The sequence below is a fragment of the Prevotella melaninogenica genome (assembly GCF_013267595.1).
GTDB classification, from domain to species: domain Bacteria; phylum Bacteroidota; class Bacteroidia; order Bacteroidales; family Bacteroidaceae; genus Prevotella; species Prevotella melaninogenica_D.
In genome coordinates, this window is sequence record NZ_CP054011.1 from 1,200,172 (window position 1) to 1,215,323 (window position 15,152).

At 41.8% G+C, this 15,152-nt stretch carries 11 protein-coding genes and 3 tRNA genes; 9 read left to right on the forward strand and 5 right to left on the reverse strand.

Annotated features, from left to right (window positions below):
- Nucleotides 1-38: 38 nt before the first annotated feature.
- The gene (gene bamJ, locus FIU21_RS10210; protein ID WP_081445990.1) at nucleotides 39-734 is read right to left on the reverse strand and encodes a BamJ family beta-barrel-assembly machinery protein; all 696 of its coding nucleotides are present in this window, start codon (nucleotides 732-734) and stop codon (nucleotides 39-41) included.
- A 111-nt stretch (nucleotides 735-845) separates the two neighbouring features.
- Nucleotides 846-2,393 carry a glycine--tRNA ligase gene (locus FIU21_RS10215; RefSeq protein WP_004360715.1) on the reverse strand — a complete coding sequence of 516 codons (1,548 nt, stop codon included), beginning with the start codon at nucleotides 2,391-2,393 and terminating at the stop codon, nucleotides 846-848.
- 493 nt (nucleotides 2,394-2,886) lie between these two features.
- On the opposite strand from FIU21_RS10215, the gene FIU21_RS10220 reads away from it, so the two are divergent.
- From FIU21_RS10220 to FIU21_RS10230, 3 genes are all read left to right on the forward strand, one after another.
- Nucleotides 2,887-5,613 carry a DNA gyrase/topoisomerase IV subunit A gene (locus FIU21_RS10220; protein ID WP_004360714.1) on the forward strand — a complete coding sequence of 909 codons (2,727 nt, stop codon included), beginning with the start codon at nucleotides 2,887-2,889 and terminating at the stop codon, nucleotides 5,611-5,613.
- Nucleotides 5,614-5,769: 156 nt separating this feature from the next.
- On the forward strand, nucleotides 5,770-6,606 hold the full coding sequence (locus tag FIU21_RS10225; RefSeq protein ID WP_004360713.1) for a DUF3316 domain-containing protein: 837 nt from the start codon (nucleotides 5,770-5,772) through the stop codon (nucleotides 6,604-6,606).
- On the forward strand, nucleotides 6,603-7,640 hold the full coding sequence (locus FIU21_RS10230; RefSeq protein ID WP_004360712.1) for a S41 family peptidase: 1,038 nt from the start codon (nucleotides 6,603-6,605) through the stop codon (nucleotides 7,638-7,640). The genes FIU21_RS10225 and FIU21_RS10230 overlap by 4 nt, the downstream gene beginning before the upstream one ends.
- A gap of 37 nt (nucleotides 7,641-7,677) precedes the next feature.
- Here the strand turns inward: FIU21_RS10230 and FIU21_RS10235 are convergent, their stop codons facing one another.
- Nucleotides 7,678-8,175, reverse strand: a complete 498-nt coding sequence (locus FIU21_RS10235) for a hypothetical protein (RefSeq protein WP_231291357.1) — start codon at nucleotides 8,173-8,175, stop codon at nucleotides 7,678-7,680.
- A gap of 292 nt (nucleotides 8,176-8,467) precedes the next feature.
- Here FIU21_RS10235 and FIU21_RS10240 point away from each other — a divergent pair.
- Together FIU21_RS10240 and FIU21_RS10245 are read left to right on the forward strand one after the other, a co-directional pair.
- Nucleotides 8,468-8,549 (forward strand) — tRNA-Leu (locus FIU21_RS10240).
- Nucleotides 8,550-8,621: 72 nt separating this feature from the next.
- Nucleotides 8,622-9,059, forward strand: a complete 438-nt coding sequence (locus tag FIU21_RS10245; protein WP_004360710.1) for a hypothetical protein — start codon at nucleotides 8,622-8,624, stop codon at nucleotides 9,057-9,059.
- A 140-nt stretch (nucleotides 9,060-9,199) separates the two neighbouring features.
- Here the strand turns inward: FIU21_RS10245 and FIU21_RS10250 are convergent, their stop codons facing one another.
- Together FIU21_RS10250 and FIU21_RS10255 are read right to left on the reverse strand one after the other, a co-directional pair.
- Nucleotides 9,200-9,688 carry a porin family protein gene (locus FIU21_RS10250; RefSeq protein ID WP_004360709.1) on the reverse strand — a complete coding sequence of 163 codons (489 nt, stop codon included), beginning with the start codon at nucleotides 9,686-9,688 and terminating at the stop codon, nucleotides 9,200-9,202.
- 549 nt (nucleotides 9,689-10,237) lie between these two features.
- Nucleotides 10,238-10,672: an HU family DNA-binding protein gene (locus FIU21_RS10255; RefSeq protein ID WP_004360708.1), complete on the reverse strand. Its 435-nt coding sequence runs from the start codon at nucleotides 10,670-10,672 to the stop codon at nucleotides 10,238-10,240.
- Between the two features lie 975 nt (nucleotides 10,673-11,647).
- On the opposite strand from FIU21_RS10255, the gene FIU21_RS10260 reads away from it, so the two are divergent.
- From FIU21_RS10260 to FIU21_RS10275, 4 genes are all read left to right on the forward strand, one after another.
- Nucleotides 11,648-11,725: transfer RNA gene (locus tag FIU21_RS10260), tRNA-Val, on the forward strand.
- Nucleotides 11,726-11,771: 46 nt separating this feature from the next.
- A tRNA-Val gene (locus FIU21_RS10265) sits at nucleotides 11,772-11,846 on the forward strand.
- Between the two features lie 157 nt (nucleotides 11,847-12,003).
- A complete protein-coding gene (gene purB, locus FIU21_RS10270; protein WP_004360707.1) occupies nucleotides 12,004-13,350 on the forward strand; it encodes an adenylosuccinate lyase in 1,347 nt (448 codons plus the stop codon).
- Between the two features lie 139 nt (nucleotides 13,351-13,489).
- Nucleotides 13,490-15,034: a pseudouridine synthase gene (locus FIU21_RS10275; protein WP_004360706.1), complete on the forward strand. Its 1,545-nt coding sequence runs from the start codon at nucleotides 13,490-13,492 to the stop codon at nucleotides 15,032-15,034.
- Nucleotides 15,035-15,152 lie beyond the last annotated feature (118 nt).

The window sequence follows — 15,152 nt, forward strand, 5'->3', positions numbered from 1 at the left end:
TCAGACCTTTCAAAAAGGCTATGACAATACACCTTAATTTATGAATCCTTCAACTTTGTACCAGGGTGAGAGAAATCAACCAATCGTAAGTCGAAGATAAGCGTTGAGTAAGCTGGCACTATACCCGAAGCACTCGCACCATAACCCAACTGATAAGGGATATATACTGTCCAATGGTCACCACGATGCATTGACATCAAAGCTGTCGTAAATCCATCTACAAGACTTATCGGTTTCCCCTTAGAATCATAACTAAGACCTATGTAACTATGATTCGGACGAGATGTTGCAGCATTAAAAGTATCGCTTGACCATGACTTATCAAAGATAAGCCCCGATGTATAAGTCATAGATGGAATCAAACGATCCATATAGTGCATAGACACAGAATCAGAATACAACGGACTTGCTGTGCCTGCTCCAGCCTGCTCTACATGTGCAATGATATAATCCTCAGGACTATAAGTAAGTGCAGAACCAGAAGTCTGTTTCTGATTTTGGAAAGTATAATTAAGTATTATCTTCCAAGAGGTGTCCCCACTTTTAATTTTCTGTTGCGTTGTAGTATAAAGCTTATTCCAATAAGTTTCGTTCTTCGACTGCCAATTAGTAAACTCCTCTACAGTGTTATCTTTCTCCGTACAAGAGGTAAAGAGACCTGCAGAAAGCAGCATTCCGCCCAAGCAGAGAGCACCTGTTGCACGACGAATAAGCATCTTTATTTTCTTTGTCATAGTCTTTTATTTAAATCAGAAAGGGATAGCGGAGTGGGGTTATTAGAAACGATAGAGAACTTTGATACTCTATTAGCTTCTAAAAAGCCTACTCTGCTATCCTTCTTTTAATTAGTCAATATCAATCTTCTTCAACAGAGCAGTGATAGATACGCGATCTTCAATAATCTCACGCAGCTTCTCAACTGGTACACGCTCCTGCTTCATAGAGTCACGATAACGCAATGTAACTGTGTTGTCTGTCAAAGTATCGCCATCTACTGTCACACAGAAAGGAGTACCAATAGCATCCTGACGACGGTAACGCTTACCAATAGAATCCTTAGCCTCCATGTGTGTATTGAAATGGAACTTCAGACTATTCACAATCTCCTGCGCCTTCTCTGGCAGACCATCCTTGTTAACCAAAGGAAGAACTGCACACTTAACAGGTGCCAATGGCTCTGGCAACTTCAAGACAACACGACTTGAACCGTTCTCCAATGCCTCCTCTGTATAGCTGTGACACATAACAGAAAGGAACATACGGTCAACACCGATAGATGTTTCTACTACGTATGGAGTGTAGTTCTCATTGCGTTCTGGGTCGAAGTACTTTACCTGACGGCCAGAGTACTTCTCATGCTGAGAAAGGTCAAAGTTAGTACGTGAGTGAATACCCTCAACCTCCTTGAAACCGAATGGCATATGGAACTCAATATCTGTTGCTGCATTAGCATAGTGAGCCAACTTCTCGTGATCGTGGAAACGATAGTTTTCATCACCCATACCAAGACCCTCATGCCATGCCAAACGATGCTTCTTCCAGTATTCAAACCACTTCATCTCGGTTCCTGGCTGGCAGAAGAACTGCATCTCCATCTGTTCAAACTCACGCATACGGAAGACAAACTGACGTGCAACAATCTCGTTACGGAAGGCCTTACCAATCTGACAGATACCGAAAGGCAACTTCATACGACCAGTCTTCTGTACGTTGAGGAAGTTTACGAAGATACCCTGTGCTGTCTCTGGACGCAGATAAATCTTGTTAGTAGCATCGGCAGACGCACCCATCTCAGTAGAGAACATAAGATTGAACTGACGAACGTCTGTCCAGTTAGTTGTACCACTGATTGGGTCTACTATACCCTCGTCAAGAATAATCTGCTTCAAAGCCTCCAAGTCTGGTCCTTGCATAGCTTCGGTATAGCGTGCATGAAGATCGTCACGCTTCTTCTGATTTTCAAGAACGCGTGGGTTAGTCTCACGGAACTTAGCCTCATCGAAAGACTCGCCGAACTTCTTAGCAGCCTTAGCTACTTCCTTCTCTATCTTCTCCTCATATTTACCAATCTGATCCTCGATAAGGTTATCAGCACGATAACGCTTCTTTGAATCGCGGTTGTCAATCAATGGGTCGTTGAAAGCATCAACGTGGCCACTTGCTTTCCATACTGTAGGGTGCATAAAGATAGAGGCATCGATACCAACAATATTGCTATGCAGCAATACCATTGACTGCCACCAATACTGCTTGATATTGTTTTTCAGCTCAACACCATTCTGACCGTAGTCATAAACAGCTGCTAAACCATCATAAATATCACTACTTGGGAAGACGAAACCATACTCTTTACAGTGGCTTACAATCTTCTTGAAAACATCCTCTTGTGCCATAATTATCTATTTATACCTTAATTTTTACCGCAAAGTTACGCTTTTTTAGCCGAATAAGAACAGGTTTATCACGAAACTTTATCCTAAATCGATTATTCATGAGTCTGTCCTTTGATTTACTTGAGGTTATGCTATCTCGTAAATAACACCTCACGATATAGTAATGTGCCGACAACCACGAACTTTTCTTACATTTCCAACAGACTTATTAATGCCCAACACGAATGGTGTTAAGCCTCCGCACCATGCGTGCTAACGCCCCACACCAATGGTGCGGAGGCTCAGTTCAATCATTGAGAGAGCTTATCTATTCAGATGATAACAACCCATTTGGATTGAAAAAAGGGCTATGATGCGAGAGGAACAAGAACAGACTACAAACAGAAAACCAAATCCAACACTTGAATAAGTTATAATTTGCCTATTTACTTTTTTTTTCGTACATTTGCAGTCTTATGAAGCTTGCTTCTTTAAGTGATAAAACAAGAACTATATGGATGACGAAATAAAAGACTTGGATGGACAGACTCCTGAGGAAGAGACTCAGGAACAGGATTCCCATTCCGATTATAAACCTGCCGATAGGTTTGATGCCTCTGCCGTACATCATCTCTCTGGCATGTACAAAAACTGGTTCTTAGATTACGCCAGCTACGTAATCTTGGAACGTGCCGTACCTCATATCGAGGACGGCTTGAAGCCTGTACAACGCCGTATTCTCCATTCTATGAAACGAATGGATGATGGACGATACAATAAGGTTGCAAACATCGTAGGTCATACGATGCAATTTCACCCACATGGTGATGCCTCTATTGGTGACGCCTTGGTGCAGTTAGGACAGAAAGACCTACTCATCGACATGCAGGGTAACTGGGGAAACATTCTCACTGGCGACCGTGCTGCTGCGCCACGATACATTGAGGCGCGCCTATCAAAGTTTGCCTTAGAGACTGTATTCAATCCTAAGACAACAGAATGGCAACTTTCTTATGACGGCAGAAACAAAGAGCCGATTACGCTCCCTGTAAAGTTCCCACTGCTTTTGGCACAGGGTGCTGAAGGTATCGCTGTAGGCTTGTCATCCAAGATTCTTCCACATAACCTCAACGATATCTGTGATGCAGCTATCAGCTATCTGCGTGGTGAGGAGTTTAACCTCTATCCGGACTTCCCAACAGGCGGTAGCATTGATGTATCGAAGTATAATGATGGTCAGCGTGGTGGCGTTCTGAAGGTGCGTGCAAAGGTAGAGAAGCTCGATAATAAAACCCTCGTCATCCGTGAGGTTCCTTTTACAAAGACCGCTAACACGCTTCAAGAGTCTATTACGAAGGCTGTTGAGAAAGGCAAACTAAAGATTCGAAGAGTAGAGGACATGACAGCTTCGGAGGTGGAGATTCAACTTCATCTTACACCGGGTACGTCAAGTGACAAGACTATTGATGCCCTCTATGCTTTCACTGATTGCGAGATAAACATTTCGCCCAACTGCTGTGTCATCCGAGACAACAAACCAGAGTTCTTGACGATATCAGATGTATTGCGCAATTCTGCCGAACATACGAAGGCTTTATTGAAGTTAGAGTTAGAGATTCGCAAGCATGAATTAGAGGAACAGTTGTTCTACAACTCGCTTGAACGTATCTTCATCGAGGACCGTATCTATAAGGAGCGTAAGTTCGAGACGGCTAAGGATATTGATGAAGTCGTTGCTTTCGTCGACTCCAAACTCGAACCTTATAAGAAGACCTTTATCCGTGAGGTGACACGTGACGACATCATCCGCCTTTTGGAAATCAAGATGCAACGTATTTTGAAGTTCAATAAGGATAAGGCTGACGAATTGATTCAGAAGATTAAGGCAGAGATTGCCGAGATTGACAAGGACCTTAACGAGATGGTTCGCGTCACTATCGAATGGTTCACACACCTGAAAGAGAAATACGGAGGCGACCATCCACGTCGTACAGAGATTAAGAGCTTCGATACGATTGTTGCTGCTAAGGTGGTAGATGCCAACGAGAAATTATATATTGACCGTCAGGAAGGTTTCATTGGTACAGGTCTTAAGAAGGCAGAGTTCGTTCAGAACTGCTCTGACCTCGATGATGTGATTATCTTCTACCGTGATGGTAAGTATAAGGTTATCCGAATTGCCGACAAGGTGTTTGTGGGTAAGGGCGTACTTCACGTACAGGTGTTTAAGAAGAACGACAAGCGTACGATTTATAACGTTGTTTATCGTGACGGAAAGACGGGACCTTACTATATCAAACGCTTCAATGTGACTTCTATCACACGCGATAAGGAATATGACGTAACTCTCGGTACGCCTGGTTCAAAGATTAACTACTTCACAGCCAACCCTAATGGCGAGGCTGAGTTGATAAAGATTACACTCGATCCGAATCCAGATAAGAAGAAGCAAAACATCTTCATGGAGCGTGACTTTGCAAGTATTCTTATCAAGGGTCGCGCTGCAAAGGGTAATCTGCTGACCAAAGAGAGTATTCACCGCATCTCACTCAAGAGCCACGGACACTCTACATTGGGTGGACGAAAGGTGTGGTTCGACCCAGATGTCAACCGTATCAACTACGAAGACCATGGTCGTTACCTTGGAGAGTTCTCTGATCAAGACAGCATCCTTGTGATACTTAAGAACGGAGAGTTCTATATCACCAACTTCGATTCATCCAACCATTACGAAGATAACATTCTCCGTATAGAGAAGTTTGATGCTGATAAGCCTTGGACAGCTGTCATCTTCGATGCCGACAATCAAGGTTATCCTTACTTGAAGCGATTCCAGATGGAAGCAAGTAAGCGTCATCAGAACTTTATTGGTGATAATCCTAATTCGCAGATGGTACTGCTGACTGATGTTGCCTTCCCTCGCATACAGATTACTTATGGTGGTGCTGATGCGGCACGTGGCACTGAGGAGATTGATGCAGAGCAGTTTGTTGGTGTGAAGGGATTCAAGGCAAAGGGTAAACGATTGACAACTTGGACAGTTGACAAGATTGAAGAGTTAGAGCCAACACGCTTCCCTGAAGAGGAGAAAGGAGATGACGAGAGCAATGAAGATGATGTACAAGATGAGAACTCTGCAGCTGTAGAAAAGGAAGAGAACCTTGATCCGGATGCAGGTAAGTCTCAACAGCAGGTCATCGATGAGATTACTGGTCAGCTAAACCTCTTCGACAATGAATAAACAACACGATAAATAACGAATTGAAAAAGGGGACATACCGCCCGTATGTCCCCTCCTTCAAAGACTATTTATAAACGCTTGGGACCTTATCACCCAAAGGTTAACACCAAACATCTATTTGACTTACACTTTTATTGATACTTTTCCATTACGCCTATGAACATAAAAAAATCCTTATTTCGCTGTTTCTCCCTTTCAGCAATAATTCTTTTCGCTTTATCATCACCTACACTTGCACAGGATACACTGCGTAGTAACAAGGTGATTACCAATATACAGATGTTGGGAATAGGTGCTGTAAACACTCTTGACACCTACCTTTCGCCCGAAGAATATACAGGGACAGAGTTTCGTTATATCTCTCATTCTGTGCGTGAGAACGGAACCAAGCTATCAAGAGAACTCATTCACCAAGCACAGATACTATCAGTACATAATAGAAAGGAGAATAACAATGAATTAGGTGCCTTCTACAACTTCCAATACAACTGGCAATATGCCTTAGGACAATGGAACGTTGGAGAGGGAGAACTACGCTTAAAGGCAGGTGGAGGAATTGATACACGACTCGGATTCCTCTACAATATGCGTAATTCTAACAACCCTGCACAGGCTTACGCACAGCTAAATATTTCACCGAATACCGTTGCTGCTTATCGCTTCCGCCTTCGAAACATTCCTTTCCAATTACGTTATGAGGTACAAGCTCCACTTCTCGGACTAACATTCTCACCTAATTACGGACAGAGTTATTACGAGATTTTTACCCGCGACAACTACGATCATAACCTTGTTGTCACAACACCTGTGTCAGCCCCATCACTCCGCCAGATGCTAACTCTCGACTTTACGCTTCGCCATACGACATTCCGCGTTGGCTACCTTGGCGATTATCAGCAAGCAAAAGTGAACCAATTGCGCCAGCATGTATGGAGTAATCTCTTCGTATTCGGTATTGTTCGTAAATTCTCAATCAACAAGTTCATCCCATGAGAAAACTATATCATTTCCTCCTTAACTTACTGATTCCAGCACTGACCCTACTCAGTACTGTGACAAGTTGCGTCACCAACGATCAGCAATCAGATAGTCCTCAAGGCAACTTTGAAGCTTTGTGGCGAATTATCGATGAGCATTACTGTTTCTTCTCACAGAAAGGGATAGACTGGCAAGAGGTACACAGCCGTTATGCACGCCAGTTTGACAACTCTATGACAGCCAAACAACAGTTCGAAGTAATGACTAATATGCTCTCAGAACTAAAGGACGGACACGTCAATTTATATACCTCTTTCAACGTAGGTCGCTATTGGTCATGGCATGAAGATTATCCAAAGAACTACTCTGATTCACTTCAACGTCTTTATCTTAAGACTGATTACCTCATTGCAAGCGGCTTAGACTATACTGTCCTTGATGATAACATCGGCTATATACGCTGTGAAACCTTCCAAAATGTGATTGGCGCTGGTAACCTTGACGATATATTCATTCATCTTCAACCTTGTAACGGACTGATTATCGATGTGCGTAACAATGGTGGTGGTAATCTTACAAACGCCGAAGCATTTGCTGCACGTTTCACAAACGAGGAACGACTCGTTGGCTACATACAGCATAAAACGGGAAAAGGTCATAACGATTTCTCTGCATTACAACCTGAATATCTCAAGCCTGGAAAGGGTATCCGATGGCAAAAGCCAGTTATCGTACTGACCAATCGTAGCGTTTTCTCTGCTGCCAACGAGTTTGTAAAGTATATGAAGTGTTGCCCAAATGTTACCATTGTGGGCGACCGTACGGGTGGCGGTGCTGGCCTACCCTTCTCTTCCGAGCTTCCTAATGGATGGTCAGTCCGCTTCTCGGCTTGTCCAATGTACGACCGTGACAAACAAATGACGGAGTTCGGTATTGACCCAGACTATAAAGTTTCCCTCACTTCCGACGACTTCGCACGAGGCAAGGACTCTATTATAGAGTTTGCAAGGAAGATGATAAAGACCTTTCCCAAGCCCCAATCCCTCTAAAAGGAGGGACTGGGAAGTTCTGAAGAAACTCTAAGTTTTATATTTTACCTTGTTTAATCTCGTCAAATAACAGTTTATTACCAACCTTGATGACCTTTACTTTATTGGTACATTTTAAACCCATATCCAAGAAGGTGTACTGATACCAGTTGTTACCAAGGCTCACAACACGCAGAACCTTATGTGCATTAGACGGTCCATCTTGAGCACCAGAACGGAACACCCATCCTGCATAAGCATCTGGTTGTGCATCATATTCATAATCATACGTAGCCTTCAACAACTTCAGTAACTTCTTCGTACAGTGCCTCTTCAGGTATGCAGTATTATCAAAGCCTTTTGTGTTATACATAGACGTAATAAGTGAGATAGCTGCACGCTCATCCTTACTCAAAGCATTCTTGGTAGGAGTAACCTTAACGGAGACTGTATTCTGACTCATCATTACGCCAGTCCCACCAGCACCATTGTAAACTACAGAAGCAGATGCATACAAAGCTCCCATACATAAAACAGTTAATAATGTCTTTCTCATTGTCAATCGTTAGTTAGTTAAAGAAATAATATTGTTAAATACATAGTCGGTTATTTGCAAAACCAGACCTTTCATGCTCATAAGGAATCGTGATAACATTAGAACTCAAGGAGATATTTTACTCAGCAACCAAACCTTCTTCGCAAAGATATATATTTAATTTCACTCATAAACAAATAGTATAAGATTATTTACTAACAAAAATCATATAGGCAGAAAAGGTGTATAAGAGAAAAGAAATTCCCAAACATTTGGCTATATCCAAAACATTGCGTATCTTTGCAGTCGTTATGCGCCTGTGGCGGAATTGGTAGACGCGCTAGACTTAGGATCTAGTAACTTACGTTGTGCAGGTTCGAGTCCTGTTAGGCGCACTGAAATAAGAACCGGATAATTAGTAATCAATTATCCGGTTCTTTCTTTTATAAAATCTTATTCAATACGAGATGGTATATAAACAAAGCCTTCTGGAGTGGATAGACAGTTTTCAGACAGCTGATGTTCACACTACCGACCGCCACATTACAGACTTCTCAAAACAGGAGATATACAAAAAAGAATGGATAAAGAAGGGCTTTCTTATAGCTGAAAGCTGTATTGAATATATCAGGAGTACAGACTATCGCATATTCGTTTACATTGGTTTTGCCCTGAAAAACAGACGTAAACCTTTTATTCCAGACACATTAAGTTTAGGAACAATGGACAAATGGACGCCTCCTTTCATCATCCTTTCCAAGACGAGAATGGAAAATGAAGAAAGCTATACTACCTCCAACATACTCAGCAAAATCCTACAAAGAAAAGTATTCTATTGGCAATATAAAGATAAAGGACTATATCTTTCAAATGTCTATATTGCTATAGAAAAGCCAAAAGCATAAAAACTTACCCCTCTATGGGTAAGAAAAACCACCACCGTAGTTTATCTTAAACTAAACAGACAGGCCCTAAAAGCCCATCCGTTGACCTTAGCCAAGAGGCTATAGCCTAACACGGAGCTTTTAGGACCTGCCTTATATCTTTAGAACTTACAAGCTACACCTACACCAAGTACCAATTGGTTGTAGTTGCTGATAATCTGATACTTCAACTCGGCGTTTACGCTCAAGTCCTTAGTAAGTTCATACTCAGCACCACCACCGAGGTTAACAGCAAGACGACCATCTGAACCCTCAACTACAGGGAGACCAGGAAACTCATACTTATAAGACCAGTTTGTATAACCAAGACCTGCAAGTGGATATACCTTAACCTTGTTTGCTACATCAAAGAGGTAGTGAACATTTGCATTGATATCCCACATTGAGATACCCTTATTCTTGAGGAAGTAGTCAAAAGAACCCTCACCTCTAATCTGGTCTGTGAAGTAGTACTGACCCTTAACACCAACACCGATGCTGTTTGTCTCAGAACCAAATACGAGCTGTGCACCAAGTGCCTTATCACCTGCCTGCGCTGAAGCTGAAAGACTCATAACTGCAGCACATACTAAAAGTAAAAGTTTTTTCATTTCTAATAATTGTTATGTTAAAAAAATAAGTTTATTTAGATTGAGGACATCTTACAAAAAGAATGGTTATAAAAACCTATCAGCTTATTATTTCTGATTAACAGAATAACTAAAATCGAAAAAATGTCCTTATATAAAACGAATCTTAGAGTATTATCCCTAATAGTCTTAAGTTTCTTATTATATCCGCGATAAACAAATTCTAACCTTATACACACTCTATTCCAATCGTATGTATAGAGGAAGTATTATATTACCGAGTGCAAATATATACAAAATACTTTTAATATCAAAGAAAAACAGTACAAATCTTACGAAAACAAGAATAACAAAGAGGGAATGTCAAATATTTTGGAGACTAAATGATAGATATCATCTTTCAGTTTGCTTATTATCTACATAAACGAAAGACGAATATCCAAAAGTATAACAAGCTTCTGCCTAATCCCTTTATCACTGGAGAAAACAAAAACTCTTGACTTTATACATAAAGCCAAGAGAAATCTTATAAAAATGCAAGTTAACCCCAAAACATTTTATAGAAGGGGATTAATCATCGTCTTCATCATCATATTCTGGCTCTGCCCACTCCACACGTGCACCATAAGCAAGGGTCTGATTTTTCTTTCCTGTACGCGCATTTCGTGTACTGGTAGGAACGAAACGACACTTTACATTCTTAACATGTTTCTTAATATCGAAGTCGTCAGGATTGTCAACGGGTTCACTCTCTACTGTCAGATGGAATCGACCCAAGCCTTCAAGTGCTACAGTCTCGCCCTGACGAAGACGATAAGAGATTTCGTCAATCAAAGCTATAACAAGTCCTCGCACATCACCACGTGAGAACGAGGTATTCTCCTGAATAGAATCGGCAAGGTCATCGGTCGTTGCAACTCCAGTGCTAACAGTACGAGCATACCATTTACCAGCTCCTTTCTTATCCTTGAACTTACTCTGTTCCAATCTTATTTCTACTGACATAATCTTCTACTTTTCGTTCCTTATTATATAACACAATGCAAATATAATCAAAATAAACAATTCACGCAAAACAAAATAAACTATTTTATGAAAACAACATATGCCTTCTACCATCAAAACAAACAATCATATCATAAGTAAAAATAGATTCTTCCGTTAAATGTGTGGATGCTTTTCGTAGTTTATTAACGGAAAATCTAAAGTTACTCATTAATAAAAATCATAGCTAAGACTATCAAACTACCTATCTTATTATCACTTTCTGACATAGAAAACCCTTTTATTTTAACACCTCAAATACATAGACAAGACTTTGAAAAATTATTACATAATTCAAATAAAACATCTATAAATAAGGATAAAAACGCGTATAAAAGGCAAGTTTGCAACCAACAGGAAATCAATTAGTTATAAAACAGAGAAATGAAAGGTGCCTAATTGGACTTCAAAAGGGCGTTAGTAAGAGCCCAAAAGGGCACCTTTAGCAAGTCTATTAGGCGTCTTTAAGAAGCCAAAAGAGCATATATTGGTTTTGAGTTGTATGAAAAGAGTTTACAAATAGTAAACAATAAGGGAATAAGCTGTTCGTAGAAGACAAATAAAATAGTATCAATTTGCATTTATCGCCAACTTTATCCTCCTTTGAAAGTCTGTATAATTTGATATAGTAATACCATGCAAGTGTATAAGTCTTTATCCTCCCAACACGCTATATATTTAAAGAAAGAACCGGAAAAGCAACCAACAGCCAACCCATTCATAAGAGAATCTACCAAATTATAAAGTACATTACCGACACAACAAGCCATTACCATCAATTTATTTCCATGAAAATAATTCATTAGATATAAATGAATTGAATAAGAAAGTCTCTTTACAGCAAGCTAAAATGAGATTTTCAACTAAATTATTTGCCATTTGTTTGCGAGAATAAAAAACTTTCCTTACCTTTGCACTCGCCTTACAAAAAGTAAGGGGCGTTTAGCTCAGCTGGTTTAGAGCATCTGCCTTACAAGCAGAGGGTCGGCGGTTCGAATCCGTCAACGCCCACCAAGGGGTGTTTCCCTGTAATCTCTTGGGGTTGCAGGGGATTTTTAAAGGGCGTTTAGCTCAGCTGGTTTAGAGCATCTGCCTTACAAGCAGAGGGTCGGCGGTTCGAATCCGTCAACGCCCACCTTTAAAACTTGAAATGGATGACTTTGCAACATTGTTGTGAAGTCTTTTTTGTTTTATTCAGCTTTTATCTGCATCCTTTTTGATATTATTATTATTATTATTTGCGCTATTACTGATTTTATTGCTAAATTTGCACCATATTAATAAATAAGATTATGACCCTTGACGCATTAACAGCCGTATCACCTATTGACGGACGATATAGAAGCAAAACGGAATGTCTTGCTGACTATTTTTCAGAGTATGCACTTATCCGTTATCGTGTTCGCGTAGAAATAGAATATTTCATCACACTTTGCGAATTACCTTTACCACAACTGAAAAGCTTTAACAGCGCACTTTTTGAACAGTTACGCGACATCTATCGCAACTTCGATGAGGCTGCAGCAGCACGTGTGAAGGAGATTGAGAGTATTACCAATCACGACGTAAAGGCAGTTGAATACTTCATCAAAGAGGAGTTTGATAAGATTGGCGGACTCGATGACTACAAGGAGTTCATCCACTTCGGACTAACTTCACAGGACATCAACAACACAAGTGTGCCATTGTCTGTAAAGGAAACCCTCGAAGAAGTATTCTATCCACAGGTTGAGGAACTGATTGCGCAACTGAAGGAATACGCTGAAGCATGGAAGGACGTACCAATGTTGGCAAAGACACACGGTCAGCCAGCCTCTCCTACTCGATTGGGCAAGGAGGTTGAGGTATATGTTTATCGTCTCAGCGAGCAGCTCGCAACTTTGCGTAGCTGCAAGATGACAGCTAAGTTTGGTGGTGCTACAGGCAACTTTAATGCACATCACGTAGCTTATCCACAGCACGATTGGCGTGTCTTTGGCAATCGCTTTGTCAGTGAGAAATTAGGGTTAGAACGTGAGCAGTGGACTACACAGATTAGCAACTACGACCACTTAGGTAGTGTGTTTGATGCGATTCGCCGAATCAATACCATCATCATCGATCTCGACCGCGACTTCTGGATGTATATCTCAATGGAGTATTTCAAACAGAAGATTAAGGCAGGAGAGGTTGGTTCAAGTGCAATGCCACACAAGGTAAACCCAATCGACTTCGAAAACAGTGAGGGTAACCTCGGTATAGCAAACGCAATCTTACAGTTCTTGGCACAGAAGTTGCCAGTAAGTCGCCTGCAGCGTGACCTTACAGACTCAACAGTTTTGCGTAATGTTGGCGTTCCTGTTGGACATAGCGTTATTGCAATACAGAGTACATTGAAGGGTCTTCGCAAACTCATCCTCAACGAAGAGAAGTTGAGAGAGGACCTTGAAAACACATGGGCAGTTGTGGCAGAAGCCATTCAAACCATCTTACGCCGTGAAGCCTATCCACATCCTTACGAGGCATTGAAGGCACTCACTCGCACAAACGAGAAGATGACAGAGGAGAGAATACACGCATTCGTGCAGACACTCAACGTCAGCGACAGCGTGAAAGCTGAACTGATGGCTATCACTCCATACAACTATACGGGAATTTAACGACTCCTATAGAGTCAAAGAAGAAGAATTTTAACTGAGTATCTCCATCAAACGGAGTTCGATATTTTAATAAAACAACAACAAAGTAATAACAAATTGGCCGTGAGGCTGGTAGTATCAAATTAAAAGTAAAACAATTATGGCAGAAGAATTCGAGAACAAAGAAGTTCAGTCTGAGCAGAATGAGAACAGCCGCGACGGCTATTCAGCAGCCGAACAAGGCAGCTATCAAAGAGAGTACCGTGGCACAGGACGTACACAACGTCCACGTATTCACAGCCAGCGCGCTTATAGTAGCGACAAGGCTAATAGCAGCAATGACGAAGGCGGATTCCGTCCTGAGGGCTTCGGCTCTGGCTTACAGAGTGCAGGTCGTCCACAACAGGGTGGCTATCGTCCACGTCAGAATAGCTATAGTGGCGGATATAACAACAATCGTGGCGGTTATCAGAGCCGTCCACAGCAGGGTGGTTATCGTCCACGTTACAACAGTAATGGTGAGGAAGGCGGTTACCAGCCACGCCAGCAGGGTGGATACAACCGTGGTGGATACCAAAGTCGTCCACAGCAGGGTGGCTATCGTCCACGTTACAACAATGATGAGAATGGCTATCAGTCACAGGCTTATCGTCCACGCTACAATGCCAACAATGGTGCTGAGGGCGAGGAGAAAACAAACTATCAGGCAAATCAGGGCGGTTATCAGCCACGTCAGGGTGGATACCAGCCTCGTCAGCAGGGTGGTTATCAGAGCCGTGGTGGATACAACAATAACCGTGGTGGATATAATAACAATCGCGGTGGATACCAAAGCCGTGGTGGATACAACAATAATCGTGGAGGTTACAACAGCCGTGGCGGATACAACCAGGGTGGTTACCGTCAACACAGTGCTGATTATGATCCAAATGCAAAGTATTCACTCAAGAAGCGCATTGAATACAAGGAGGAGAACTTCGATCCTAATGAGCCAATCCGCTTGAACAAGTACCTTGCTAACGCTGGTGTTTGCTCACGTCGTGAGGCAGATGAATTCATCCTTTCTGGTGCAGTAACCGTAAATGGCGAGGTTGTTAAGGAACTCGGTAGCAAGGTTCTGCGTACTGATGAGGTATATTTCCAGGACAAGTTGGTTTCATTGGAGAAGAAGGTTTATGTCCTTCTGAACAAACCAAAGGATTATGTTACCACAAGCGACGACCCACAGCAGCGTAAGACTGTTATGGACCTTGTAAAGGGCGCTTGTCCAGAGCGTATCTATCCAGTTGGTCGTCTCGACCGTAACACAACAGGTGTACTGCTCCTTACTAACGATGGCGACCTTGCTTCAAAGCTTACTCACCCTAAGTTCTTGAAGAAGAAGGTATATCACGTATTCCTTGATAAGGCTGTTACAGCTAATGACTTGCAGAAGATTTCTGACGGTATTGAGTTGGAAGATGGCGAAATCAAGGCTGACGCAATCGAATATGCTGACCCACAGGATCAGACTCAGGTTGGTATTGAGATTCATAGTGGCAAAAACCGTATCGTACGTCGTATCTTCGAGAGCCTCGGCTATCGCGTCGTAAAACTCGACCGTGTACAGTTTGCTGGTTTGACAAAGAAGAACGTACGTCGTGGTGACTGGCGCTTCCTCACTGAGAAGGAGGTTGACATGCTGCGTATGGGTGCGTTTGAATAAAATAGAAACCTCCCCAAACCTCTCAAAAGAAGTGGATGTGAGAGACCATGCAATGCTATTATTAAAGCATTAAACAGATTGGCAAACAACATTCCTCTCCTTTTGAAAGACTTGGGGA

Coding starts and splice junctions, on each gene's coding strand:
- bamJ (WP_081445990.1), bottom strand. CDS start 734: ATGACAAAGAAAATAAAGATGCTTATTCGTCGTGCAACAGGTGCTCTC.
- FIU21_RS10215 (WP_004360715.1), bottom strand. CDS start 2,393: ATGGCACAAGAGGATGTTTTCAAGAAGATTGTAAGCCACTGTAAAGAG.
- FIU21_RS10220 (WP_004360714.1), top strand. CDS start 2,887: ATGGATGACGAAATAAAAGACTTGGATGGACAGACTCCTGAGGAAGAG.
- FIU21_RS10225 (WP_004360713.1), top strand. CDS start 5,770: ATGAACATAAAAAAATCCTTATTTCGCTGTTTCTCCCTTTCAGCAATA.
- FIU21_RS10230 (WP_004360712.1), top strand. CDS start 6,603: ATGAGAAAACTATATCATTTCCTCCTTAACTTACTGATTCCAGCACTG.
- FIU21_RS10235 (WP_231291357.1), bottom strand. CDS start 8,175: ATGAGAAAGACATTATTAACTGTTTTATGTATGGGAGCTTTGTATGCA.
- FIU21_RS10245 (WP_004360710.1), top strand. CDS start 8,622: ATGGTATATAAACAAAGCCTTCTGGAGTGGATAGACAGTTTTCAGACA.
- FIU21_RS10250 (WP_004360709.1), bottom strand. CDS start 9,688: ATGAAAAAACTTTTACTTTTAGTATGTGCTGCAGTTATGAGTCTTTCA.
- FIU21_RS10255 (WP_004360708.1), bottom strand. CDS start 10,672: ATGTCAGTAGAAATAAGATTGGAACAGAGTAAGTTCAAGGATAAGAAA.
- purB (WP_004360707.1), top strand. CDS start 12,004: ATGACCCTTGACGCATTAACAGCCGTATCACCTATTGACGGACGATAT.
- FIU21_RS10275 (WP_004360706.1), top strand. CDS start 13,490: ATGGCAGAAGAATTCGAGAACAAAGAAGTTCAGTCTGAGCAGAATGAG.